This is a genomic window from Klebsiella sp. S69 (assembly GCF_016516145.1).
Classification (GTDB): Bacteria; Pseudomonadota; Gammaproteobacteria; order Enterobacterales; family Enterobacteriaceae; genus Klebsiella; species Klebsiella oxytoca.
Window position 1 is genome coordinate 40,381 of record NZ_JACVUU010000032.1, and the last position, 24,650, is coordinate 65,030.

Consider the following 24,650-nt stretch of genomic DNA (forward strand, 5'->3'; position numbering starts at 1 on the left):
TATCGTGATGCGCATCACTTCCCGGCATTTTCGCCGCGGAAGAAACAGATTTTTGAGACCCCAATGAATAAAACAGACGAATTGCGTACCGCGCGCATTGAAAGCCTGGTAACGCCCGCGGAACTGGCGCAACGGCACCCCGTGTCCCCCGATGTTGCCGCCCACGTTTCTGCTTCGCGCCGCCGAATCGAAAAAATTCTCAACGGTGAAGATCGCCGCCTGCTGGTAGTGATCGGTCCCTGTTCCATTCACGATACTGATGCGGCGATGGAGTATGCGCGCAGACTGCAGGGTATGCGCGAACGCTATCAGCCGCAGCTGGAAATCGTGATGCGCACCTATTTTGAGAAGCCCCGTACGGTGGTTGGCTGGAAGGGGCTGATCTCCGACCCCGACCTGAACGGCAGCTACCGGGTGAATCACGGCCTTGAACTGGCGCGTAGCCTGCTGCTGCAGGTGAACGAGCTCGGCGTCCCCACCGCTACCGAGTTTCTCGATATGGTGACCGGACAGTTTATTGCCGATTTGATTAGCTGGGGCGCTATCGGCGCGCGTACAACCGAGAGCCAAATCCATCGCGAAATGGCCTCTGCGCTCTCATGCCCGGTGGGCTTTAAAAACGGTACCGATGGTAATACCCGTATCGCCGTTGATGCCATCCGCGCTTCCCGCGCCAGCCATATGTTCCTGTCGCCGGATAAGCAGGGCCAGATGACCATCTATCAGACCAGCGGGAATCCGTACGGCCATATTATTATGCGCGGTGGTAAAAAACCGAATTACCACGCTGCCGACATCGCCGCCGCCGGAGAAGCGCTGGCAGAGTTCGACCTGCCGGAACAACTGGTGGTGGATTTTAGCCACGGTAATTGCCAGAAACAGCATCGCCGTCAGCTGGAAGTTTGCGCCGATATATGTCAGCAGATCCGCTCGGGCTCGAACGCAATCGCCGGGATCATGGCCGAAAGCTTCCTTAAGGAAGGTACGCAAAAGGTCGTTGCCGGCCAGCCGCTGACCTGGGGACAATCGATTACCGATCCCTGCTTGAGTTGGGAAGACAGCGAACGGCTGCTGGATGAATTAGCCGCCGCAACCGCCACCCGCCTCTAGCTCCCTTCCCCGTCGCGATCGCGGCGGGGAGATTTTTCTCGCCAATGTCCGGCCGGACACCTGCTAAATCTGGTAATGCGTTAAATAAAGCTTGCCGTCAAAAACAACATTATTGATAATGATTATCATTGTTGCCTTGATTTTTATTTTTAGTGCTATGACGCGTATGGATAACACTGCCACAGCAGAAAAAACAAAAGACAATGCCCCGTATCCCGTTCCGACGGACAAAGAGATAAGCAGCCGGACATTATTAGGCAGCGAAGGACGGGTAGTGATTGAACATGGCGGTCAGCGCTATCTGCTGCGTCAGACTCATTCGGGCAAGCTGATCCTGACCAAATAATGCTCCCCGCCGGAAGAGGCAGGGAGAATGGTGATTAGCTCGAGCAGCTCACTTCAAGGCGCTTTCCCCAGTCCGGAGGACGCTGGCTATACTCATCCGTGCGATCGACAAAGGGCTGAGAAAGTGCGCTATGCAGACGTTCCAGTTCACGCATATCCCCCTGCTCTGCCTGCTCAATGGCTCGTTGAGCCAGCCAGTTGCGCAGCACGATAGCCGGATTCACGCTGCGCATTTGCGCCTGCCTTTGCGCATCGTCAATCTGTTCATCGCGCAAGCGCGCGCGATAAGCGGCAAACCAGCTATCGAACCTCTCACGATCAATAAATTCGTCGCGCAGCGGCGTGGCGGCGCTCTCCTGCTCGCTAAGGCTTAGCATTCGGAAGGTCCGCGTATAGTCGCTGCCCTCGCGCTCCATCAGAGAAAACAGGCCGTCCAGCAGCTCGTTATCCCCTTTTTGCTGGGTCAATAATCCCAGCTTGTCGCGCATACGCCGGCCATATGCCGTCAGCAGCGCGTGCTGGTAGTCATCCAGCGCGCCGTTCAGCGCTTCCGCGCTGATAAACGGCGAGAGCGCTTGCGCCAGGCGCTGCAGATTCCATAGTCCTACCGCCGGCTGATGATCAAAGCTATAGCGCCCCTGATAGTCGGAATGATTGCAGATAAAGCCAGGCTGAAAATCATCAAGAAAGCCATACGGGCCGTAATCCATCGTCAGTCCGAGGATCGACATATTATCGGTATTCATCACCCCGTGGGCGAAGCCGACCGTTTGCCAGCTGGCAATCATCTCCGCGGTTCGGGTGACAACATCCCTGAACCACACAATGTATTTATCCGCTTCATTTTGCAGATGAGGCCAGTGGTGGCGAATCACATAATCCGCCAGCAGCTGTACTTTTTGCGGCTCGCGGCGATAGTAAAAGTGCTCAAAATGGCCAAAACGCACGTGGCTTTCCGCCAGGCGCATCAGCATTGCCCCTTGCTCGACGGTTTCGCGGTACACCGGCGTATCGCTGGCGACCATTGCCAGAGCGCGGGTGGTGGGAATACCCAGCGCATGCATCGCTTCCGAGGCCAGCCCTTCGCGGATCGTTGAGCGCAGCACCGCCCGCCCGTCCCCCATGCGCGAATAGGGTGTCAGCCCGGCGCCCTTCAGGTGCCAGTCAACGCGGCGGCCATCGGCCAACTGCTGTTCGCCAAGCAGAATACCGCGCCCGTCGCCGAGCTGTCCGGCCCACGAGCCGAACTGGTGGCCGCTGTAGACCTGCGCTAGCGGCGACATCCCCGGCAGCAGCGCTTCGCCGCCCCATACGCCAGCGCCCTTGTCCAGGTTAAACAACGACTCGGGAATGCCCAGCTCTTGCGCCAGCGGCGCGTTATGCCAGACAAGGCGCGCGTTCTCCAGCGGCGTGGGGGCTAATGCAGTGTAAAAATCCGGCAGTTCATCACGCCAGTGGGTAGTAAAAGACAGGGTCATGTTTCCTCCTGCCTTCAGTGTAGTGCCTTCAACAAATTATTAACACGGGGCGAGTGCGGGGTTATTGCAATAATAAGCTGCACGAGAATTTGGCACGCTTCTGCCATCGCCCGGTAGCGTACCGGGAAGAGACGCGGATCGGCTGGTCTAATTTGGGGGGGATAGCTGAATCGGCAAGCATGGAGCGCTATCTCTCAGCCGCTTTGCCATGATGAGCAGGGAGACAGGGGCTCCCTGCTCATTAGCTAACGTTAGATCCTGCGCGCCTGCCAGAAATTTTTATGCCAGTAGACATTATCCAGCGATGAACGCGTGACGCCCTGGCTGGTGGAAGCATGAATAAACTGGTTATCCGTGTCGTAAATACCGACGTGCAGACCGCTCTCGCCGGATCCGGTTTTAAAGAAGACCAGATCGCCGGGCAGCAGTTCGCTTTTATCGATTTTAGTGCCGATTTCCGCCTGGTCGCGGGTTTCGCGCGGCAGCTGTAACGCAAATTTATCGCGAAACGTCATCAGCACGAACCCCGAGCAATCAACGCCGCGCGGCGACATTCCGCCGTAGCGATACGGCGCTCCCCGCCAGTTCCTTAACTGCTCATTCAGGTTGGCAACGACGGTAATCGAATCAGCCAGCCGCGGATTTGGCGGCGGTGCACGGTGACTGCTACAACCCGCGAGAAATAACGCAACGCACAAAACGAGCCAGAAACGCATCTCAGACGAATCCTCTGTTCCCTATCCGGTTATCGGAACAATTTACCTTGTTTATCAATTCGCTGGCAAGCTGACTGCGTGCTACTGTGACGCAACGAGCATAAGATGACCCGCCACCTCAACCCGCTGAAACTCCATGGCATAGGCAGCGGTTAAATTCTCCTCGCTTAACACTTCCGCGGTGCTGCCGCAGGCGATAGTTTGCCCCTGACAGATAAGCCAGGAGCTGTGGGCGTGCCGGAGAGTATGATTAAGATCGTGGTTGCTCATGACGATGGCAATGCCTGATGCGCAGAGTTCGCTAAGCAGTCGATCGAGCGCGGCCTGCTGCGCCACGTCCAGGCTGTTCATCGGTTCATCCAGCAGTAGCAGTTGACCGGACGCGTTAGCCTGACGATGAATCTGCAGTATCACCGCCGCCAGGCGCACGCGCTGCCACTCCCCACCGGAGATGTGATTCACCTGACGTCCAAGCTTATCGCCTAAGCCCAGCTTCTGCGCAATGGCCGTCAGGAGTCCGTTTTGCGCCTCGTTCTGCAGATGCAGCGACAGGTAATGCCAGACCGGCATGGCGAAAGGCGGCATCTGGTGCTGGCTTAAGTAGGCGCGATGACGCGCCAGCTCCTGCGCTGGCCAGTCATTCAGAAGACGTTCATTCAGTCTTACCTGCCCCGGGCCGGTAGAGAGCCCCGCCATACGTGCCAGCAATGTGCTTTTCCCCGCCCCGTTTGGCCCCACCAGATGAATAATCTCTCCCGGTCTGATATCGGCTGAAAACGGCGCCAGCCGTCCTGGCTCTTCGACATCCTTTAGCTGCATCAAAAACGGCATTATTTCGCTAATGCTCCTTTAATAGCGGCCACCAGCTGCGGGTCATCCGGCGTCATATCCGGAGAGAAACGACCGATAACCTGGCCGTCGCGTCCAATCAGGAATTTTTCAAAGTTCCACAGAATGTCGTCGACATACAGCGGCGCGCGGCCTTTACTGGCCATGCGTTCATAGAAACCGCTGCCTGCTGGAGCAACGGCCTGAGGCGCCGCCGCAATCAGCTTTTGATACAACGGCGCGCGATGTTCGCCGTTGACGTCAATTTTGCTGAACATCGGGAAGGTCACGCCGTAAGTTGTACTGCAGAACGTTTTAATCTCCTCTTCGCTGCCCGGCTCTTGCCCCAAAAACTGGTTGCAGGGAAAGCCCAGCACGCTGAAACCTTCGCTTTCTAAATCCTTTTGCAGCGCTTCCAGTTGCTCATACTGCGGCGTCAGGCCGCATTTTGACGCAACGTTAACGATCAACAGCACTTTGCCTGCCCACGGAGCAAGCGTTGTTTTCTCACCATCGATAGTGGTGACTTCAGTATTAAGAATATCGTGTTGCATAGCCTTCCCTCAGTGAATAAAACCGGTGACTGCTTCAGGTGATCTCTATCTACTGTAGCGGATTCAGACCAGGGCATTCTACCTGGAATCGCCCTGGAGTGTCTCTTGATGTAACAGGCCGCGCAACATGAATTCATCTCAACACCGGTACAGAGCAATTCAGTGTACAGTGGTGAATGGATGTAATAGCATTTCGTTAATTGTTAATTTGAGAGAGTTTTGTTGATGAAAAAGATGTTTAGCACCGTGTTAATTGCGGCCTCCGTCGCGCTGTTATCGGCCTGCTCGCCGGATGAAGATAATAAAGTTAAAGTCGCGATCAATACCGGGCCGGATGAGGCTATCTGGAAAGTCGTAGAACAGGTGGCTAAAGAGAAATACAACCTCGACGTGGAGGTCATCTCTTTTAATGATTACGTCCTGCCGAACGAAGCGTTAAACAATAAAGACGTTGATGCTAACGCCTTCCAGACGCTGCCTTACCTTGAAGCGCAATCAAAAGAACGCGGCTATAAGTTTGCGATTGTCGGTAAAACCTTCGTCTTCCCGATCGCCGCTTACTCGAAGAAAATCAAAAACATTAGCGAACTGCCTGACGGCGCGACGATCTCCATTTCTAACGAAACCACCACCCTGGGCCGCAGTTTGCTGTTGCTACAGGCGCAGGGCTTAATCAAGCTGAAAGACGGGACAGGCTACCTGCCGACGACGCTGGATATTATTGATAATCCTAAGCAGCTGAAGATTGTGGAAGTCGACACGCCGCAGCTGACCCGTACGCTTGACGATCCGAACGTCGCCCTGTCGATTATTAATACCAATTTCTCCGCGCAGGCTGGTCTGTCCGCCGCTCGCGACGGGTTATTTATGGAGGGGCCCGATTCTCCGTACGTCAACGCCATTGTTGCGCGCGAAGATAATAAAGACAGTAAAAAAGTTCAGGAACTGAAAGAGGCCTTCCAGACGCAAGCCGTTGCCGACAAGGCAGCGGAAGTCTATAAAGGCGATGCGATTAAGGGCTGGTAATGGATCGGCCGCATACAGAGGCGGCAACAAGCCAGCCCCTGTCTGTATGGCCGCCCGTTAATGCGGGCGGCCTGATTTAAGCAATAACCAGATAAACACCGGCGCCCCCAGGGTGGCGGTCACTACGCCAATAGGCAGCTCCGCCGCGGATAGCGCCAGCCGCGCGACGATATCCGCCCCCAGCAGCGCGCTGGCGCCCGCCAGCAGACAAGCCGGAAGCAGTACGCGGTGATCGCTCAAACCACATAAACGCAGAATATGCGGGATAACCAGACCGATAAAGCCAATCGCTCCGGCCAGCGCCACGCTGACGCCCACCAGCCAACCGGTCGCGACCACCAGCACCTTTCGCCATAACCACAGCGGAAGCCCCAGTTGACGCGCTGAAACCTCCCCCAGCGCGAGCAAATTAAGCGGCTGCGATTGCAGGCATCCCCAGGCCAGTACCGGCAGCAGCGCCAGCATCAACCACAGCTGCTGCCAGTCTACGCCGCCAAATCCGCCCATCATCCAGTACATCAGTTGGCGGAGATCGAAAGAGGTAGAGAAATAGACTGCCCAGGTCATCAGCGCGCTACAAATAATACCGAGCGCCACACCCGCCAGCAGCAGACGGCTGGTAGACAGATGTCGCCGGGCAAAACGTAGCAAAATAAAGGTTATGACCAGCGCGCCCGCGATTGCACACAGCCCCAGCGCCCAACCAGGAAGCAGCCCTTTTCCCAGCAATACGGCAGCAATCAGGCCGACTCCAGCGCCGTTTGAGACCCCCAGCAGGCCGGGCTCCGCCAGCGGGTTTTCAAACAGCGCCTGCATAATCGCCCCGGAAAGCGCCAGCGCGGCGCCCACCAGCAGAACGGCCAGGGTGCGCGGCAGACGTATCTGCCAGATAAACAGCTCACCTTTGGCGCTAAACCATTCGCCGGGGCCAATCCACTGGTCGCCCGCGCACAGGCTAATGGTCGACGTAGCCAGCAGCAGCAAGGTTAATACGGCAAGCCAGCGCCGGCTGCGGCGCCGTTGAATTTGAGCAAAGGTCAGCATAGATTTCTGCATCGGGGAAAAGGATGTGATTGATTTTACGGTATTCGGCGAAGAAAAGAAAAAAGGCCGCATCGCGGCCTTTTTAGTTAGTTCAGATTATTTGTCTCTGGGTGACGCATTTTCGACGCGGCTTTTTAGCTTCTGGCCAGGTCTGAAAGTCACCACTCGCCGGGCTGTAATAGGGATATCCTCTCCCGTTTTCGGGTTACGGCCCGGGCGTTGGTTTTTATCACGCAAATCGAAGTTGCCGAACCCGGAGAGCTTTACCTGCTCCCCGTTTTCCAGAGCGCGACGGACCTCTTCGAAAAACAACTCTACCAGCTCTTTGGCATCCCGCTTGCTAAGCCCAAGCTTATCAAACAGATATTCTGACATTTCAGCTTTTGTAAGCGCCATAGGTTCAATCCCTCAATGATGCCTGGAATCGCTCTTTCAATGCCTCTACACATTTGGCGACGGTAGCGGCAATCTCCTCTTCTTCGAGTGTACGGCTGGTATCCTGGAGGATAAGGCTGATAGCGAGGCTCTTGAAACCTTCCGCTACGCCCTTGCCGCGGTACACGTCAAATAAGTTTACGCCAACTACCTGATTTACGCCAACTTTCTTACACTCGGCTAAAACATCGGCAGCGGGAACGTTTTCTGCCACAACGACGGCGATGTCGCGACGGTTCGCCGGGAAGCGAGAAACTTCACGCGCCTGAGGCACCACGCGGTCTGCAAGCTTGTTCCACTCCAGTTCAAATACCAGAGTGCGACCGTTCAGATCCAGTTTACGTTCCAGCTCGGGATGAACAACCCCAATAAAACCAATACGTTCACCTTTCAGATAAATCGCTGCCGACTGGCCCGGATGAAGCGCATTATTAGCTTCGATACGGAATTCGATGTCGGACAGCTTACCGGTCAGGTCGAGTACAGACTCAAGATCGCCTTTTACATCATAGAAATCGACGGTCTCTTTTGCCAGGTTCCAGTGTTCTTCATAGCGGTTGCCGCAGATAACGCCAGCCAGCATCAGATCCTGACGAATACCCAGCGGAGCCTGGGTATCAGGCACAAAGCGTAAACCGCTCTCAAAGATGCGTACGCGGTTCTGCTGACGATTCTGGTTGTAGACCACCGTTGCTAACAGACCGGTCCACAAGGAGAGGCGCATCGCCGACATTTCGCTGGAGATCGGGCTCGGCAGAATCAGCGCTTCCTCGCCGGCGTGGATCCACTGCTGTACTTTCGGATCGACAAAGCTATAGGTAATCACTTCCTGGTAGCCTTTGTCATTAAGCAACGTTTTTACGCGCTTAAGCGACAGATCCGCTTCGCGGTGGGTGCCCATAATCAGGCCCGCTTGTACCGGTTCATCAGGAATATTGTTATAGCCATAGACGCGGGCAACCTCTTCGACCAGGTCTTCTTCGATCTCCATGTCGAAACGCCAGCTCGGCGCCACGGCATGCCACTCATCCTGTCCTTCGGTAACTTCACAGCCCAGACGACGCAGAATGTCGCTAACCTGCGTATCTTCAATGTGATGGCCAATCAGACGATCCAGTTTGCTGCGGCGCAGACGGATGGTCGCAGGCTTCGGCAGAGTCGCTTCATTGGTAACGTCAATAATCGGACCCGCTTCACCGCCGCAAATATCCATCAGCAGGCGGGTAGCACGCTCCATTGCCTGATACTGCAACGCGGAGTCCACGCCGCGCTCGTAGCGGTGCGAAGCGTCGGTATGCAGGCCATGGCGGCGGGCGCGGCCGGTAATGGATAGCGGACTAAAGAACGCGCATTCCAGCAGAACGTTTTGCGTTTCATCGTTTACGCCGGAGTGCTCGCCGCCAAAAATACCGCCCATGGCGAGGGCTTTCTGGTGGTCAGCGATAACCAGAGTATCGCTATCCAGCTTCGCCTCGGAGCCGTCGAGCAGAACCAGCGTTTCACCTTCATGCGCCATACGTACGATGATTCCGCCTTCAATGCGGTCTTTATCGAATGCGTGCATCGGTTGACCGAGCTCAAGCAGAACGTAATTGGTCACGTCAACCACGGCATCGATGGAGCGAATACCGCAACGGCGCAGCTTCTCTTTCATCCATAGCGGCGTCGGCGCTTTGACATTGATGCCTTTTACCACACGCCCCAGATAGCGAGGACACGCTTCCGGCGCGTCAACCTGGATTGGCAGAACATCGTCGATGGTGGCGGCAACCGGTGCCATTTCCGGGACATTCAAAGGCGCCTTGTTGAGCACGGCAACATCGCGGGCCACGCCGACAATTCCCAGGCAGTCGGCACGGTTTGGCGTGACGCTGATTTCGATAGTGTTATCGTCAAGCTTCAGGTATTCACGAATATCGGTACCCAGCGGCGCGTCGGCAGGCAGTTCGATAATACCGCTGTGATCGTCGGAAATTCCCAGTTCGGAGAAGGAGCACAGCATGCCTTCCGACGGTTCGCCGCGCAGCTTTGCCGCTTTAATTTTAAAATCGCCCGGCAGAACGGCGCCGATGGTAGCAACAGCAACCTTCAGGCCCTGACGGCAGTTTGGCGCGCCGCAGACGATGTCCAGCAGACGTTCGCCGCCGACGTTAATTTTTGTGACGCGCAGTTTATCAGCATTCGGGTGCTGAGCGCACTCAACCACTTCGCCAACAACAACGCCGTTAAAGCTGCCCGCCACCGGCTCTACGCCGTCAACCTCAAGGCCGGCCATCGTTATCTGATCCGACAGCGCTTCGCTATCGATGGCCGGGTTAACCCACTCGCGTAACCACAGTTCACTGAATTTCATTGTTCTGTCCTGCCCTTATTTAAACTGTTTGAGGAAACGCAGATCGTTTTCGAAGAACGCGCGTAAGTCGGTCACGCCATAGCGCAGCATGGTCAGGCGCTCCATACCCATGCCGAAGGCAAAGCCGGAATAGATTTCCGGATCGATGCCCACGTTACGCAGCACGTTTGGATGCACCATACCGCAGCCGAGCACTTCCAGCCATTTACCGTTTTTACCCATCACGTCAACTTCTGCAGACGGCTCAGTGAACGGGAAATAGGACGGACGAAAACGAATCTGCAGGTCTTCTTCAAAGAAGTTACGCAGGAAATCGTGCAGCGTTCCCTTCAGGTTGGTGAAGCTGATGTTAGTGTCAACGATCAGACCTTCCATCTGATGGAACATCGGGGTATGCGTCTGATCGTAGTCGTTACGATACACGCGGCCGGGGGCAATAATGCGGATTGGCGGCTGCTGATTAGCCATGGTGCGGATCTGTACGCCTGATGTTTGCGTGCGCAGCAGGCGCGTGGCATCAAACCAGAAAGTGTCGTGGTCAGCGCGTGCCGGGTGGTGGCCTGGAATATTCAGCGCATCGAAGTTGTGATAATCATCTTCGATCTCCGGGCCAGTCGCGACGGTAAAACCGAGCTCACCGAAGAAACTTTCAATACGGTCGATGGTACGGGTCACCGGATGCAGGCCACCGTTCTCGATACGACGCCCCGGCAGAGAGACATCAATGGTTTCCGAGGCCAGACGCGCGTTGAGCGCTGCGCTTTCGAGCGCTGACTTGCGCGCGTTAAGCGCCTGCTGGACCTGCTCTTTCGCTTCGTTGATAACCGCACCGGCTGCCGGACGCTCTTCAGCAGGCAGCTCACGCAGGGTCGTCATCTGAAGGGTCAGGAGACCTTTTTTACCCAGGTATTCCACGCGGACGTTGTCCAGCGCAGCAACATCTGATGCCTCGTTAATGGCTGCCTTCGCACTGGCAACCAGCTCTGCGAGATGTGACATGGTTTTCCTCATTATGTCGGTGCAGACACCGGTTATGGTTATTATTTTGCTCTCACTATTTCGAGCCGCATACGGCGGGCAATCCGCCCGTTGTCAGAATGACCAGGGCCAGCCACTCGTCTGGGGCTTGAAATAGAACAAGCCAGTTCAGATACAAAAAAAGCCTCCACAGTGGGAGGCTTTTTGGCGCTGTTTTCCGTTTCTTCTTTCACGCGCTAGCCTCCTGAGTTCAGGTGCTAAAGTAAAAAAAGAAGCGGAAAATAGCAGCATTCATGCTTGCATTACCTTGTCTGGTAAAAACGTAAGAACGATATTGAAAAGCTTACGCGAATAAAAGTCAATGTATTGATAGTCTTGAAACGAAAAGAGGGAGACAAGCTCCCTCTTTCAACTGGCTTATGCCAGAGCTGCTTTCGCTTTTTCGACCAGCGCGGTGAACGCTAATTTGTCGAATACTGCGATGTCAGCCAGGATCTTACGGTCGATTTCAACAGAGGCTTTTTTCAGGCCGTTGATGAATTTGCTGTAAGAAATACCGTTCTGACGTGCTGCTGCGTTGATACGCGCAATCCACAGTTGACGGAACTGACGCTTTTTCTGACGACGGTCACGATAAGCGTACTGACCAGCTTTGATAACAGCCTGGAAGGCAACGCGGTATACGCGAGAACGCGCACCGTAGTAGCCTTTAGCTTGTTTCAAAATTTTCTTGTGACGTGCACGGGCAACTACACCACGTTTTACGCGAGCCATATATGCTCTCCTGTATCTATTCTAATTAAAAAGTTAAAAGGGTTAACGACTTATGCGTACGGCAGGCACGCGATGACCAGGCCCAGATCGCCTTTGGAAACCATGGCTTTCGGACGCAGGTGACGTTTACGCTTGGTAGCTTTTTTGGTCAGAATGTGACGCAGGTTAGCGTGCTTGTGCTTAAAACCACCTTTACCGGTTTTTTTGAAGCGCTTAGCAGCACCGCGTACGGTCTTAATTTTTGGCATTTTAATAACTTCCACTTCGCATTGTTAATAAACGAAACATAGGCGAACAACGGCTGTGGAACCCGCAGGCTCCACAGACATTGCTACTTGAAGGCCTTACTGTTTCTTCTTAGGAGCGAGCACCATGATCATCTGGCGGCCTTCGATCTTCGTTGGGAAGGATTCGACTACTGCCAGTTCACTCAGATCGTCACGGACGCGGGTAAGCACTTCCATACCGATCTGTTGGTGGGCCATCTCACGGCCGCGAAAACGCAGCGTGATCTTGGCCTTATCGCCATCTTCCAGAAAGCGAATCAGGCTGCGGAGTTTTACCTGATAATCGCCATCGTCGGTGCCAGGACGGAACTTAATTTCCTTAACCTGGATAACTTTTTGCTTTTTCTTCTGTTCCTTAGAAGACTTGCTCTTTTCATAAAGGAACTTGCCGTAGTCCATGATACGACAAACTGGCGGTTCGGCGTTAGGGCTGATTTCAACTAAATCTACTCCAGCTTCTTCAGCTTTTTCGATTGCTTCTCTCAGACTCACAATACCCAAAGCTTCGCCTTCCAGACCAGTTAAGCGAACTTCCAGGGCGCGAATCTCGCCATTAATACGATTCGGACGTGCCGTTTGAACTCGTTTTCCGCCTTTAATACCTTATTCCTCCAGTTGTTTTAGACTGCGGCTGCGAATCTCTTGTTGCAGCTTCTCGATAACTTCATTTACGTCCAGGCTGCCCAAGTCTTTGCCACGACGGGTACGCACGGCGACTTTGCCGGCTTCTACCTCTTTGTCGCCACAGACCAACATGTAAGGGACACGACGTAAAGTGTGCTCGCGGATTTTAAAGCCTATCTTCTCATTTCTCAAGTCTGCTTTTACGCGAATGCCCGCATTTTGTAGTTTACGCGTCAATTCGTTAACGTATTCAGCCTGAGAATCAGTAATATTCATGACCACAACCTGCACCGGCGCAAGCCAGCTCGGAAAGAAGCCCGCAAACTCTTCGGTCAGGATACCAATGAAGCGCTCCAGCGAACCAAGAATTGCGCGGTGAATCATTACCGGAACCTGTCGTTCGTTATTTTCACCCACATAAGAGGCGCTTAAACGCTGCGGCAGGGAGAAGTCCAGCTGTACAGTACCGCACTGCCATGCACGATCGAGGCAGTCATACAGGGTAAATTCAATTTTCGGACCGTAGAACGCGCCTTCACCCAGCTGATACTCAAACGGGATGTTGTTCTCTTCCAGCGCAACGGCCAGATCCGCTTCAGCACGATCCCAGGTCTCATCGCTACCGATGCGTTTTTCCGGGCGAGTCGACAGTTTGACGACGATTTTCTCGAAGCCAAAGGTACTGTACATATCGTAGACCATACGAATACAGGCGTTCACTTCATCGCGAACCTGATCTTCAGTACAGAAGATATGGGCGTCGTCCTGAGTAAAGCCACGTACGCGCATCAGGCCATGCAGCGCGCCTGACGGTTCGTTACGATGGCAGCTACCGAATTCAGCCATACGTAACGGCAGATCGCGGTAGGATTTCAGGCCCTGGTTGAAGATCTGTACGTGACCCGGGCAGTTCATCGGCTTGATGCAGTATTCACGATTCTCAGAAGACGTGGTGAACATCGCATCTTTATAGTTGTCCCAGTGGCCGGTTTTTTCCCACAGCACACGGTCCATCATAAACGGACCTTTAACTTCCTGATACTGGTACTCTTTCAGCTTAGAACGCACAAAAGTTTCCAGTTCGCGGAAGATAGTCCAGCCATCGTTATGCCAGAATACCATACCCGGCGCCTCTTCCTGCATATGATACAGGTCGAGCTGCTTGCCGATTTTACGGTGATCGCGCTTAGCGGCTTCTTCCAGACGCTGCAGATAGGCATTTAAGGCTTTTTTATCTGCCCATGCGGTCCCGTAGATGCGCTGCAGCATTTTATTGTTGCTATCGCCGCGCCAGTAGGCGCCAGCGGTCTTCATCAGTTTGAAGTGATGGCAGAAACGCATATTCGGCACATGCGGTCCACGGCACATATCGACATATTCTTCATGATGATACAAACCGGGTTTGTCATCATGAGCAATGTTTTCATCAAGAATGGAGACTTTATAGCTCTCGCCGCGCTTCACGAAGGTTTCACGCGCTTCGTGCCAGCTGACTTTCTTCTTAATGACGTCGTAGTTTTTCTCGGCGAGCTCGTGCATACGCTTTTCGAGCGCGTCGATATCTTCCTGGGTCAGGGTATGGTCCAGATCGACATCATAGTAAAAACCATTGTCGACAACCGGGCCGATCGCCATTTTGGTATTTGGCCACAGCTGTTTAATTGCGTGTCCTAAAAGGTGCGCACAGGAGTGACGAATAATCTCAAGACCATCTTCATCTTTCGCGGTGATGATAGAGAGCGTCGCGTCGTTTTCAATTAAGTCACAGGCGTCGACCAGCTCGCCGTTGACACGACCCGCAATGGTGGCTTTCGCCAGACCGGGGCCAATATCCAAAGCGACGTCCATCGGGCTCACCGCATGATCAAAATGGCGTTGGCTGCCATCAGGAAGCGTAATTACAGGCATTTCATGTCCTTATTTGCAGTGGTGCCCCACACGAAAGAGCACATACAAAACAATATAATCATAATTATCAACATGTTCCGGCTCAGTTCCCGCTTCACTCTGCGAAAATATGTGCACGCTCGTTCACCGACGCGTACCCACCTGCAGCCGCCTGTTGATAACACCGACGGTTAGTTTACACATCATTACTGCGTGATTAAAGTCACATGAGACTAAATGGTTATTGTTGATGGAAAAAAAAGGGGGCGCGACTAACGCAGCGTAATTCTTTCGCAACAAGATGTGCAAAGCAGGACGGGATGACCCATAAAGGATATTTATGATTTCACATAAATAGTGAATGTTTAACCGAAAATGCGCAAAGCAAAACCGGTACAACATTACCCGGTTTGCTGCTTCACGAAATAATTAAAGGGGGATGTTAAATGGTGATGAAATATCAGGACCATTCCCCGGCAACAAGTTTATGAACATCAAAAGCATCGTTCATTGACTGCCCGGTTGATTGTGAACCCGGCGCAATGTTGGAACCCGCTTCGACATCGGTGGCTTTAGCAATGCCAACTTGCGTATGATCGTTATTACCCGGCTGCGGTGCGGGAGCGGCGGCAAATGCGCCAAAAGACAGCGTGCACAGCATCACGGCCGCGAGTGCGATTTTGCTATTTCTCATGATAGTCATTCTCTTATTTGTTTCAGGTAATAGAACGGAATCGTTATCTCCGCCTGTGTTCCACAGTATAGATCCAGATCACATTTTTGTCCGACCCAATATTTATCTTTTCGTGTCAAATTAACTGCATATTTGTCAGCAAAAAGACAATTATGAGGAAATTATGAAGGCCGGTTCTTTTTATAAAAAACAAAACAAGAGACCAAAAATAATAATGCCACTTTATGCCAAATTTAAAACAAACAGGCCGGAATATCCGGCCTGAAAATATTACATTTTATATCCGAGCGATAGCGTTGTACGACGATCGGTGTGTTCCGGCGCCGAGGATGGCGGTTCCGAGTTCCACGTCAGGTTATAGGCCACTTTGAGCGCAAAATGCGCATTGATCGCCACATTCAATGCACTTTCCGAGTTCAGCGTCGTATCTTCAGCGCCGAATACCGAAACGCCCTGGGTAAATCGGGCGTTATCGGTCATCTGCCAGGCATAAGTGCCGGAAGCGTAGCCCAGCGGCTGGGTATCGTTATCTCCATCGGTATACTCGTCGTAACGCACGCCGGGACCGAATTCAAAACGCAGGCTGTGTACCGGACCGTTCATGATCTGCCGACCATAACCCGCGGTGAACACATCACGCTGCTGATAGCCATTGTAACGATCGGTCAGCCAGCTGGCCTGGCCAAAGATATAGTTCTGATCGGTCAGGTTATACCGGCTACGTCCACCCAACGCGTACTTTTCCGAAGAGCGCTGATCGTTTGACGATGTATTGCTGGCATTTCCCCACAGCGACCATGCGGTCGTATTGCCATACCAGGTCAACGTGGAGTCTGCGGTCATTGAGGAACTTTTCGTATTGCCGGACTGCGCCAGATAGCCGGCGTTAACAGTTCCTTCGAAAGGTTTTTTGGCAGAAGAAGGGTCATCCATGACAGTAAAAACGGAATCATCGGCCATTGCGTATGCAGACGCAAAGAGCCCCCCCGCCAGCATTGCCGCTGCGGGTACTGTCTTCAAAAGCTTCATTTAATTTTAAGTCCGTACAACCTATAAGGAGACCAGGAGGGTCCCGGAAACTTTCGCGAGGATCGCAGATTGCCGCTCCAGGAAAGGGAGTAAATTATAAAAAAGCACGATTAACTTAGCAATCAATTACTCTTTCGTTTTTTGTATAAGACCCTTCTTAAAACAATTTTTATTTCATAAAGATAAAAGCCAGGCCCGGCGAAAATCACTTGCGGCTTTCCCTCACCTCCTTTAAGTGCCATGCTTAAAATCATAGCAGCTAAATTCGTATTATGGAGGAAACCGGATGACCAAAATCTATACGCTCACGTTAGCCCCCTCGCTCGACAGCGCCACGCAAACCCCGCAAATTTACCCGGAAGGCAAGCTGCGCTGTAGCGCCCCCGTATTTGAACCCGGAGGCGGCGGTATTAACGTGGCGCGAGCCATCACGTTTCTTGGCGGCAGCGCCACCGCTATCTTTCCCGTCGGCGGCGCAACGGGTGAACATCTGACCGCGCTGCTGACGGATGAGCATGTTCCCGTCGATACGGTAGAAACCCATGACTGGACGCGACAGAATCTTCACGTTCACGTGAACGTCAGCGGCGAACAGTATCGTTTCGTGATGCCGGGCGCGGCGTTAACCAAAGAAGAGCTTCATCTTCTGGAGCAAAAAGTTCTCGCCATTGCTCCAGGCTCGTTGCTGGTGATTAGCGGAAGCCTGCCGCCGGGCATCAGCGTCGAAAACCTGACGCAGCTGGTCAAAAACGCTCAGCAGCATGGCCTGCGCTGTATTGTTGATAGTTCCGGCGACGCGCTTGCCGCCACGCTTGATGTCGGCAATATCGAGCTGGTTAAGCCGAACCAGAAAGAGCTCAGCGCGCTGGTACAGCGGGACCTGAGCCAACCGGATGATGTGCGTCTTGCCGCGCAGGAGCTTATTCGGTCAGGCAAAGTCCAGCGCGTTGTCGTCTCTTTGGGCGCACAGGGGGCGCTGGGTGTTGATATAAATGGAAGTGTCCAGGTCGTACCGCCGCCGATGAAAAGCCAGAGCACCGTCGGCGCCGGCGATAGCATGGTCGGCGCCATGACGTTAAGGCTGGCGGAAAATGCCTCACTTGAAGATATGGTTCGCTTTGGAGTGGCGGCGGGTAGCGCGGCAACGATAAATCAGGGCACCCGCCTTTGCTCGCTGGAAAATACGCAAAAAATCTACGACTACCTGCGCGGTTGATTACGCCTCACTCCCTCTGTCTTTACAGGGGGAGTCGCCAAATCAACAGGATGGTCTATGCTAAAAAAGCCATGGATAACAATGGGGTGAAAAATGAGTAGCGAAATTACTGCCTGGGTGGTCACGGTTCGTTTTCACGAAGAGACGTTAACGGAAATTAATGAGCTTAGTAATCACCTGACTCGCGCCGGATTTATCCTGGTTTTAAACGATGATGAAGGCAACCCCCACGAGCTGGGAACCAACGTTTTTGGTCTGCTTTCCATGCAGAATGCCGAAGAGGTCAAAGCCTTGAGCACGGGTTTAGCCGAAACTGCGCTGGGAAGAACCGTCGACGTTACCGTTGCCACATTCAGCGAGTGGTTAAAAGCTCAATAAGTGCGATTGACGCGACAGAAAACGTTCAGTTGTGCGTCAGTTCGAATTTTGCGCCTGGGTTATGCGCTAACCTTATGAAAAGTTGGCAAACATGGGGAGAGACGGCATGTGGCAAGCGATCGGCAAATTATTAAGCGATTTGCATACCGAAGCAGCTGAAATCGAACTGCGCAACGAACTACCCGGTGGCGAGATCCACGCGGCCTGGCATTTACGCTTCGGCGGCCGGGATTACTTCGTAAAGTGCGACGAACGTGAGCTTTTACCCATCTTCACGGCCGAGGCAGACCAGCTTGAGCTACTGTCACGCAGCAAAACCGTGAACGTACCGCAGGTTTTTGCCGTAGGCAGCGACCGGGATTACAGCTTTCTGGTGATGGAATACCTCCCTCCTCGCCCGCTGGATGCGCACAGCGCTTTCCTGTTAGGCCAGCAAATCGCCCATTTACACCAATGGAGCGACCAACCGCAGTTTGGTCTGGATTTTGACAACGATCTTTCCACAACGCCTCAGCCGAACGCCTGGCAACGTCGCTGGTCTACGTTCTTCGCCGAACAACGCATAGGCTGGCAGCTGGAGCTGGCCGCCGAGAAAGGTCTGCATTTTGGCGATATCGATAGTCTTGTCGATACCGTCCAGCAGCGGTTGAGCAATCATCAACCGCAGCCGTCGCTGCTTCACGGCGATTTATGGTCCGGTAACTGCGCGCTCGGGCCTGACGGGCCATACATTTTCGACCCGGCCTGCTACTGGGGCGATCGCGAGTGCGATCTGGCGATGCTGCCGCTGCATCCGGAACAGCCGCCGCAAATCTACGATGGCTATCAATCCGTTTCGCCGCTGCCGTCCGGTTTTCTCGAGCGGCAGCCTATTTACCAGCTCTATACGCTGCTGAATCGGGCTATCCTGTTTGGCGGCCAGCACCTGGTGACGGCGCAAAAAGCGCTTGATGACGTCTTAATGGAAAAGGCCCCGTAAGGGGCCTTGTTTCTGCGGGTTAGTTAATTTGAACGCCTTTCATGCGGAACTGAATAGTCATGGTAATACCGGTCCCCGGTTTACCCGGCTCATAGCGCCATTTGCGTAAGGCGCTTTTCACTTCACGTTCAAACATATTGGCTGGCTGGGCCGAAAGGATCTGCACGTTATCCACGCGCCCATCCGCTGTCACGTCAAACTTAACCCGTACGCTTCCTTCAATCCGCAGCGCCTGGGCACGTGCCGGATAGGTCGGCTCTCCGCGGCTTAACGCCCGCGGTCCCGAAGGCGCCGTGACGGTTGGTTTAGCGGTAGCGGTTGAAGTGCTCGGCGCGGTACGCGCTGGCGCCGTATTTGCATTTTCAAACGGCGAGGCCGGGCGCGTCTCCGCCGGTTTTACATCCCGCTTCGGTTGCTCAACTTTTTTTTCCGGCTTTGGTTTAGGCTTTGGCTTCGGTTTAGGCTTCGGTTTATGGATAACCACCGGCGCCTCTTTTGGCGGTTCCGGAAGCGCTTCCGGCTCAGGCTCGGGTTCCGGTTCAACAACGGGTTCTACGACCGGCTGCGCCGCCTGAGGCGGTTCCAGATCTGCCGGGGCTACCATAGTGATCTCAATGGGTTGCGATGGCGAAGGCCGTTCAATAACCTGATGTACCGAAGTATAGAGCAACGCCGCGACAACACCGCCGTGGATAACCACGGACAGTAGCGTAGGCCACGGAAAGCGGCGAGGTAAATCAAAGGTCATTGCGCTCATAGTCGTTTCTGTTGAAAAATGATGTCCCGATTTTAAATGCAAATAGCAATCATATTCAACTAGGGTTGTTGGCTTGTATCAAAATTTGCCCTGTTTTCTGACAAAAAGCCTCCGGAGCATGGCATTCTGAGGATCGTCAGCATCTTTGCATTGCAGTCAACGACGGTTTCACTTAACGTGATTCGCCAATTTATTGATAAGGAGCCATGCCGTGCTTTACGTTATCTACGCTGAAGATATCGCCGACTCTCTGGAAAAACGGACGTCGGTACGTCCCGCCCACCTGGCGCGTTTGCAATTATTACATGATGAAGGTCGTTTACTGACCGCAGGCCCAATGCCTGCCGTAGACAGTAATGAACCCGGCGCGGCGGGCTTTACCGGCTCAACGGTCATTGCGGAATTTGAATCACTGGAAGCGGCGCAATCATGGGCCAATGACGATCCCTATATTGCCGCAGGGGTTTATCAGAAAGTGTCGGTCAAACCGTATAAGAAAGTCTTTTAGAATCTAAAATTTTTAAGCAATAAGAGTGCGTTAAAAGTTTTATCTATGGCGATCGTTCATGAGAGGACGCTTCCGTGTCCGCGAGTACGCAATGGTCGCCATCCTTATTTCCCTTCACCTTCTCGATTCCAGCAGTCGCTGTAAGCAACGTCATGATGATAACCGTTGCCGGCGGCGCATCAGCACCGCCGACTTGCTGTTGTTGATTAGCTATTGGAGTGCAGCGTGCCTTTGAGACCATGTGGTTCCGAGCGAAGATACTGTGGCGGAACGCTCACATGGGCTCCCAGAGCGGCAGCTGCCTGCCAGGGCCAGTGCGGATTGTAGAGCGCCGCGCGGGCAATGGCGATGAGATCGGCGTCGCCATGGCTTAACGCATCTTCCGCCTGCTGGGGTTCCGTCACTAAGCCCACCCCAATCACCGGGATATTCACCCTCTCCCGGATTTCACGGGCGAACGGCAGCTGATAGCCCGGGCCAACCTGAATCGCCTGATGAGGCGACAATCCACCGCTGGAAACATGAATATAGTCGCAGCCGAGAGCCTCAAGCTTCTGGCTGAAGAGAATTGATTGTGCATTATCCCAGCCGCCATCAACCCAATCGGTCGCAGAAAGTCGCACTCCCACCGCGATGTCCTGACCGACAGCCTCGCGAATGGCCTGAAAGACTTCGAGCGGGAAACGCAAGCGGTTCTCCAGAGACCCGCCATACTCGTCGGTGCGCTGGTTACTGAGCGGAGAAAGGAACTGATGAAGCAGGTAACCATGAGCAGCATGCATTTCAATCAACTCGATACCCATCCGCTCAGCGCGTCTGGCGCTGTCTGCGAATGCCTGCTTGATGCGTTTCATCTGGTCCTGAGTAAGCTCAACCGGAGGACGATCGCCCTCACCATAGGCCAGCGCTGATGGCGAAACCGCGTCCCATCCGCCAGCATCATGTGCCAGCTGTTGTCCCCCCAGCCAGGGCGCTGCGGAAGATGCTTTTCTCCCGGCATGGCCCAGTTGGATGCCGATGGGGATTGAAGAGTACTGGCGTATATCTTTCAGTACGGCGTGTAATGCAGCTTCCGTTTCGTCATCCCATAAGCCCATATCAGCCGGGGTGATTCGCCCTGCTGGCTCGACAGCGCTGGCTTCGATAATCAGTAAACCTGCGCCGGAAAAAGCCAGTTGTCCAAGATGGATACGATGCCATGCCGTCGCCTTGCCATTGTCGGCGGAATACTGACACATTGGAGCAATGACAATGCGATTCTCAAGTTCCAGCTTACCGATTCGCACCGGACTAAAAAGTTGACTCATAGATACCTCTCAATAATAGAAGCCTTACGGACATTATAAGTAGCATGTGTGATGCATGGTACTTCCCGTTTTTTGCGTTTATACGCGTTGAGCCAGCCTTATGAGCCGGGAAAAGGTGTTGTGGCGATGAGCCTTCCTGCCAGCATTCGGCTAATGCAAACAATAACCCAGGATCCGGTGCGAAAAAGGGTTTCTCTGGCTAAAGAAAGAGGGTGTCAATATAAGAGTATGCTCACAACGAAACGCGGATAAAACAGAGGCACCGCGAACGGTGCCTTTTGTTTCGACTCTCAAAACTCAGAGAAGGTGAACAGCAGAGAGTGACGTTGCCGTTTAACCAGCTCCTTTCTGATGGAGAGGATGCGCATATTGCGACGCGATTGGCCTTCCAGCCAGCGTGCTTTACGGCGACTCACCTGTCTAAGCATGCGCCAGCGCCCTACTTCCGTTCTACTACGCTTCATTGCAACTACTCTACGAGTGAAAACAGCCTGCATTATAGACCGATGAATCGGGCTAACCAACGCTTTCGCTGCGTTTTTATTTGCCAGATGGATGCTGATGCGTAAACTCATGTCATCAAGTCATTCAAAAGGATTTTTCATCTATGACAACCTTTTACACGGTGGTGAACTGGCTGGTTATACTCGGTTACTGGCTACTTATCGCCGGTGTAACATTACGGATATTAATGAAAAGACGCGCGGTACCGTCAGCGATGGCGTGGCTGCTGATCATTTATATCCTTCCGCTGGTAGGGATTATCGCCTATCTCTCATTTGGCGAACTGCACCTGGGTAAACGTCGCGCCGAGCGCGCGCGGGCCATGTGGCCATCGACAGCTAAGTGGTTGAAGGATCTTAAGGCCTGCAAGCATATCTTTGCCGAAGATAATAGCCCGGTCGCGGAATCCTTGTTCAAGCTCTGCGAACGTCGTCAGGGAATTGGTGGCGTTAAAGGCAACCAGCTACAGCTGCTTACCGAATCCGATGACGTCATGCAGGCGCTGATTCGCGATATTCAGCTCGCTCGTCATAATATCGAGATGGTGTTCTATATCTGGCAGCCCGGCGGCATGGCCGATAAAGTCGCAGAGTCATTAATGGCGGCAGCGCGGCGCGGCGTGCACTGCCGGCTGATGCTGGACTCCGCGGGGAGCGTGGCTTTCTTCCGCAGCCCCTGGGCCGCCATGATGCGTAATGCCGGAATTGAAGTCGTCGAAGCGCTGAAGGTTAACCTGATGCGCGTCTTCCTGCGCCGTATGGACCTGCGTCAGCACCGCAAAATGGTCATGATCGATAACTATATTGCCTATACCGGCAGTATGAATCTGGTCGATCCGCGTTTCTTTAAGCAGGACTCCGGCGTAGGCCAGTGGATCGATCTGATGGCACGAATGGAAGGCCCGGTCGCGACAGCCATGGGCATTGTCTACTCCTGCGACTGGGAGATTGAAACCGGAAAACGTATTTTGCCTCCGCCGCCGGACGCGAACATTATGCCGTTTGAAGAGGCCAGCGGGCATACGATTCATACCATTGCCTCGGGCCCGGGATTCCCGGAAGACCTGATCCATCAGGCTCTGCTGACTGCCGCTTATGCAGCCAAAGAGCATTTGATCATGACGACACCCTATTTTGTGCCCAGCGACGATCTACTGCACGCCATCTGCACTGCCGCCCAGCGCGGCGTTGACGTCAGCATTATTTTGCCGCGCAAGAACGACTCGCTGCTGGTCGGCTGGGCCAGCCGCGCTTTCTTTACCGAGCTGCTGGCTGCCGGGGTGAAAATCTATCAGTTTGAAGGCGGTCTGCTGCATACCAAGAGCGTGCTGGTTGATGGCGAACTTAGCCTCGTGGGTACCGTTAACCTCGATATGCGTAGCCTGTGGCTTAACTTCGAGATCACGCTGGTGATTGACGATGCCGGTTTCGGCAGCGATCTGGCCGCGGTGCAGGATGATTATATTTCCCGCTCGCGCCTGCTGGACGCCAGGCTGTGGTTAAAACGTCCGCTGTGGCAACGGATCGCCGAGCGACTGTTTTACTTCTTCAGTCCGTTGCTGTAAAACGTGCCAATCAGATGTTTAATGGGTAGCAATCATGGATATGGATTTAAACAACCGCCTGACCGAAGACGAAACGCTTGAACAGGCCTACGACATTTTCCTTGAACTGGCCGTCGATAACCTCGACCCGGCGGATGTCATTCTGTTCAACCTGCAGTTTGAAGAGCGCGGCGGCGCCGAGCTGTTTGACCCAGCACCGGACTGGGAAGAGCACGTGGATTTCGACCTCAATCCTGACTTCTTCGCTGAAGTGGTGATTGGCCTGGCCGATGAAGATGGCGGCGAAATTAACGATATTTTTGCACGCGTGCTGCTTTGCCGCGAGAAAGACCACAAGCTCTGCCATATCCTGTGGCGCGAATAAGCTCTTTCTTAAGCAAATAGCTAATAAAAGAAGAAGCCTGCCTGAGTGAATCAGCGCAGGCTTTTTTATTTATTCCGGCAGTTCACTGCCGCAAGCATTGCAGTAGCGAGCACCTTTTTCATGAGCGTGATGCTGACAGTGCGGACACTGGCGCTGCGTGCGGCGATTCTGAAAGGCGGCGGTCATATGGCTGGTAATTAAGCCGGTAGGGATCGCAATAATCGAGTAGCCAATTAAGATAAGTATGGATGCCAAAATGCGCCCCAGCGGCGTATGCGGCGTAATATCGCCATACCCTACCGTGGTTATCGTCACTATCGCCCAGTAAACCGACGCATTTAGCGTAGTAAAACCGTATCGCGGCCCCTCAACCAGATACATCAGGGAGCCAAAGATCACCATCACAATGGCAATAAAAGAATAGAACAGGATCAGCTGGTGGCGTGCGCTGACGATAGCGGACCAGAAAATATTCAGCGACGGCATAAAGCGCAGTAGCTTAAGGATGCGCAACGCCCGGATGGCGCGCATCGCCCGCCAGGCAAACACGTACTCAATACTGATCTCGGGCCATAGCCACATAACATAAAGCGGTAAAATGGTGGCCAGGTCAATAATTCCCCAGAAGCTGAAAATATACTTTAGCGGATTCGGCCAGCTGATAATGCGCAGAAAATACTCAAAAGTAAAAACCGCCGTGACGATAAGTTCGAGCCAGACGAAAATATGCCATTCGTCTAATGTCAGATGATATTGCGTACCGAGCCCGGACTCGATAAATATCACCAGCACGCTGAGCAGGGCAAATATGCCGCAAAGTCCCTCAAAATGACGACCGGAACGGCGATTTTGATCGAAGAGTAAATGATACAGCCGCAGACGAGCGGCATGAATATGAAAAGCCACGTAAA

At 53.5% G+C, this 24,650-nt stretch carries 29 protein-coding genes and 1 other annotated feature; of the genes, 9 read left to right on the plus strand and 20 right to left on the minus strand.

The genetic code is table 11. From position 1 onward, the window contains the following. Positions 1 to 63 precede the first annotated feature (63 nt). Both aroH and hemP read left to right on the plus strand, forming a co-directional pair. Positions 64 to 1,110: a 3-deoxy-7-phosphoheptulonate synthase AroH gene (gene aroH, locus IAE27_RS25915; protein ID WP_004102944.1), complete on the plus strand. Its 1,047-nt coding sequence runs from the start codon at positions 64 to 66 to the stop codon at positions 1,108 to 1,110. Between the two features lie 166 nt (positions 1,111 to 1,276). Then, positions 1,277 to 1,456, plus strand: coding sequence for a hemin uptake protein HemP (gene hemP, locus IAE27_RS25920; protein WP_160886036.1), 180 nt, complete (start codon positions 1,277 to 1,279; stop codon positions 1,454 to 1,456). Between the two features lie 34 nt (positions 1,457 to 1,490). Here the strand turns inward: hemP and selO are convergent, their stop codons facing one another. From selO to IAE27_RS25940, 4 genes are all read right to left on the minus strand, one after another. After that, positions 1,491 to 2,933, minus strand: coding sequence for a protein adenylyltransferase SelO (selO, locus tag IAE27_RS25925; RefSeq protein WP_023321178.1), 1,443 nt, complete (start codon positions 2,931 to 2,933; stop codon positions 1,491 to 1,493). A 251-nt stretch (positions 2,934 to 3,184) separates the two neighbouring features. After that, positions 3,185 to 3,649: a C40 family peptidase gene (locus IAE27_RS25930; protein WP_154022487.1), complete on the minus strand. Its 465-nt coding sequence runs from the start codon at positions 3,647 to 3,649 to the stop codon at positions 3,185 to 3,187. Positions 3,650 to 3,730: 81 nt separating this feature from the next. Next, positions 3,731 to 4,480 (minus strand): vitamin B12 ABC transporter ATP-binding protein BtuD, encoded by a 750-nt coding sequence (gene btuD / locus IAE27_RS25935; RefSeq protein ID WP_154022486.1) that lies wholly within the window; start codon positions 4,478 to 4,480, stop codon positions 3,731 to 3,733. After that, on the minus strand, positions 4,480 to 5,031 hold the full coding sequence (locus IAE27_RS25940) for a glutathione peroxidase (protein WP_016808815.1): 552 nt from the start codon (positions 5,029 to 5,031) through the stop codon (positions 4,480 to 4,482). Before IAE27_RS25940 ends, btuD begins: the two co-directional genes overlap by 1 nt. A 225-nt stretch (positions 5,032 to 5,256) precedes the next feature. On the opposite strand from IAE27_RS25940, the gene IAE27_RS25945 reads away from it, so the two are divergent. Continuing rightward, positions 5,257 to 6,057 carry a MetQ/NlpA family ABC transporter substrate-binding protein gene (locus IAE27_RS25945; protein ID WP_004102954.1) on the plus strand — a complete coding sequence of 267 codons (801 nt, stop codon included), beginning with the start codon at positions 5,257 to 5,259 and terminating at the stop codon, positions 6,055 to 6,057. Positions 6,058 to 6,114: 57 nt separating this feature from the next. On the opposite strand, the gene btuC is transcribed toward IAE27_RS25945, so the two are convergent. From btuC to IAE27_RS26005, 12 genes are all read right to left on the minus strand, one after another. After that, a complete protein-coding gene (btuC, locus tag IAE27_RS25950; protein ID WP_029496803.1) occupies positions 6,115 to 7,101 on the minus strand; it encodes a vitamin B12 ABC transporter permease BtuC in 987 nt (328 codons plus the stop codon). 96 nt (positions 7,102 to 7,197) lie between these two features. Beyond that, a complete protein-coding gene (gene ihfA, locus IAE27_RS25955; RefSeq protein ID WP_004102960.1) occupies positions 7,198 to 7,497 on the minus strand; it encodes an integration host factor subunit alpha in 300 nt (99 codons plus the stop codon). Between the two features lie 4 nt (positions 7,498 to 7,501). Next, positions 7,502 to 9,889 carry a phenylalanine--tRNA ligase subunit beta gene (pheT, locus tag IAE27_RS25960; protein WP_023329822.1) on the minus strand — a complete coding sequence of 796 codons (2,388 nt, stop codon included), beginning with the start codon at positions 9,887 to 9,889 and terminating at the stop codon, positions 7,502 to 7,504. A 15-nt stretch (positions 9,890 to 9,904) separates the two neighbouring features. Further along, entirely contained in the window at positions 9,905 to 10,888 is a 984-nt protein-coding gene (pheS, locus tag IAE27_RS25965; RefSeq protein WP_004102962.1) for a phenylalanine--tRNA ligase subunit alpha, read from the minus strand. 41 nt (positions 10,889 to 10,929) lie between these two features. Further along, a complete protein-coding gene (locus IAE27_RS25970) occupies positions 10,930 to 11,100 on the minus strand; it encodes a hypothetical protein (protein ID WP_200093070.1) in 171 nt (56 codons plus the stop codon). After that, positions 11,042 to 11,167 (minus strand) — a sequence feature (Phe leader region). It overlaps the preceding gene by 59 nt. Next, a complete protein-coding gene (pheM, locus tag IAE27_RS25975; protein WP_001386830.1) occupies positions 11,118 to 11,162 on the minus strand; it encodes a pheST operon leader peptide PheM in 45 nt (14 codons plus the stop codon). It overlaps the preceding feature by 45 nt. Positions 11,168 to 11,284: 117 nt before the next feature. Next, positions 11,285 to 11,641 carry a 50S ribosomal protein L20 gene (rplT, locus tag IAE27_RS25980; protein WP_004102963.1) on the minus strand — a complete coding sequence of 119 codons (357 nt, stop codon included), beginning with the start codon at positions 11,639 to 11,641 and terminating at the stop codon, positions 11,285 to 11,287. Between the two features lie 50 nt (positions 11,642 to 11,691). Further along, positions 11,692 to 11,889, minus strand: coding sequence for a 50S ribosomal protein L35 (gene rpmI, locus IAE27_RS25985; protein WP_001124225.1), 198 nt, complete (start codon positions 11,887 to 11,889; stop codon positions 11,692 to 11,694). A gap of 96 nt (positions 11,890 to 11,985) precedes the next feature. Further along, positions 11,986 to 12,528, minus strand: a complete 543-nt coding sequence (gene infC, locus IAE27_RS25990; protein ID WP_052746887.1) for a translation initiation factor IF-3 — start codon at positions 12,526 to 12,528, stop codon at positions 11,986 to 11,988. A gap of 3 nt (positions 12,529 to 12,531) precedes the next feature. Then, positions 12,532 to 14,460 (minus strand): threonine--tRNA ligase, encoded by a 1,929-nt coding sequence (gene thrS, locus IAE27_RS25995; protein ID WP_004102966.1) that lies wholly within the window; start codon positions 14,458 to 14,460, stop codon positions 12,532 to 12,534. Between the two features lie 439 nt (positions 14,461 to 14,899). Continuing rightward, positions 14,900 to 15,133 carry a hypothetical protein gene (locus IAE27_RS26000; protein WP_004103077.1) on the minus strand — a complete coding sequence of 78 codons (234 nt, stop codon included), beginning with the start codon at positions 15,131 to 15,133 and terminating at the stop codon, positions 14,900 to 14,902. Positions 15,134 to 15,403: 270 nt separating this feature from the next. Continuing rightward, the gene (locus IAE27_RS26005) at positions 15,404 to 16,162 is read right to left on the minus strand and encodes a YdiY family protein (RefSeq protein WP_024274361.1); all 759 of its coding nucleotides are present in this window, start codon (positions 16,160 to 16,162) and stop codon (positions 15,404 to 15,406) included. Between the two features lie 286 nt (positions 16,163 to 16,448). Here IAE27_RS26005 and pfkB point away from each other — a divergent pair, with 286 nt between their 5' ends. From pfkB to IAE27_RS26020, 3 genes are all read left to right on the plus strand, one after another. Next, positions 16,449 to 17,378: a 6-phosphofructokinase II gene (gene pfkB, locus IAE27_RS26010; RefSeq protein ID WP_142475167.1), complete on the plus strand. Its 930-nt coding sequence runs from the start codon at positions 16,449 to 16,451 to the stop codon at positions 17,376 to 17,378. A 93-nt stretch (positions 17,379 to 17,471) separates the two neighbouring features. Then, complete coding sequence (gene ghoS, locus IAE27_RS26015; protein ID WP_142475168.1) at positions 17,472 to 17,756, plus strand: type V toxin-antitoxin system endoribonuclease antitoxin GhoS; 285 nt, start codon at positions 17,472 to 17,474, stop codon at positions 17,754 to 17,756. A gap of 106 nt (positions 17,757 to 17,862) precedes the next feature. After that, a complete protein-coding gene (locus IAE27_RS26020; protein ID WP_004103085.1) occupies positions 17,863 to 18,735 on the plus strand; it encodes a fructosamine kinase family protein in 873 nt (290 codons plus the stop codon). A gap of 19 nt (positions 18,736 to 18,754) precedes the next feature. On the opposite strand, the gene tonB is transcribed toward IAE27_RS26020, so the two are convergent. Then, entirely contained in the window at positions 18,755 to 19,492 is a 738-nt protein-coding gene (tonB, locus tag IAE27_RS26025; RefSeq protein ID WP_016808819.1) for a TonB system transport protein TonB, read from the minus strand. Positions 19,493 to 19,703: 211 nt separating this feature from the next. On the opposite strand from tonB, the gene IAE27_RS26030 reads away from it, so the two are divergent. Next, entirely contained in the window at positions 19,704 to 20,000 is a 297-nt protein-coding gene (locus tag IAE27_RS26030) for a YciI family protein (RefSeq protein WP_004103089.1), read from the plus strand. Between the two features lie 206 nt (positions 20,001 to 20,206). Here IAE27_RS26030 and IAE27_RS26035 read toward each other — a convergent pair whose 3' ends face one another. Together IAE27_RS26035 and IAE27_RS26040 are read right to left on the minus strand one after the other, a co-directional pair. After that, positions 20,207 to 21,307 (minus strand): NADH:flavin oxidoreductase/NADH oxidase, encoded by a 1,101-nt coding sequence (locus IAE27_RS26035; protein WP_070556804.1) that lies wholly within the window; start codon positions 21,305 to 21,307, stop codon positions 20,207 to 20,209. A gap of 290 nt (positions 21,308 to 21,597) precedes the next feature. Next, a complete protein-coding gene (locus IAE27_RS26040; RefSeq protein ID WP_004103093.1) occupies positions 21,598 to 21,771 on the minus strand; it encodes a YciY family protein in 174 nt (57 codons plus the stop codon). A 143-nt stretch (positions 21,772 to 21,914) separates the two neighbouring features. On the opposite strand from IAE27_RS26040, the gene cls reads away from it, so the two are divergent. Beyond that, a complete protein-coding gene (cls, locus tag IAE27_RS26045) occupies positions 21,915 to 23,375 on the plus strand; it encodes a cardiolipin synthase (protein ID WP_004103095.1) in 1,461 nt (486 codons plus the stop codon). A gap of 34 nt (positions 23,376 to 23,409) precedes the next feature. Next, positions 23,410 to 23,739, plus strand: a complete 330-nt coding sequence (locus tag IAE27_RS26050; RefSeq protein ID WP_004103097.1) for an HI1450 family dsDNA-mimic protein — start codon at positions 23,410 to 23,412, stop codon at positions 23,737 to 23,739. Between the two features lie 69 nt (positions 23,740 to 23,808). Here IAE27_RS26050 and IAE27_RS26055 read toward each other — a convergent pair whose 3' ends face one another. Continuing rightward, the gene (locus IAE27_RS26055) at positions 23,809 to 24,645 is read right to left on the minus strand and encodes an ion transporter (protein ID WP_004103099.1); all 837 of its coding nucleotides are present in this window, start codon (positions 24,643 to 24,645) and stop codon (positions 23,809 to 23,811) included. Between the last annotated feature and the right edge of the window lie 5 nt (positions 24,646 to 24,650).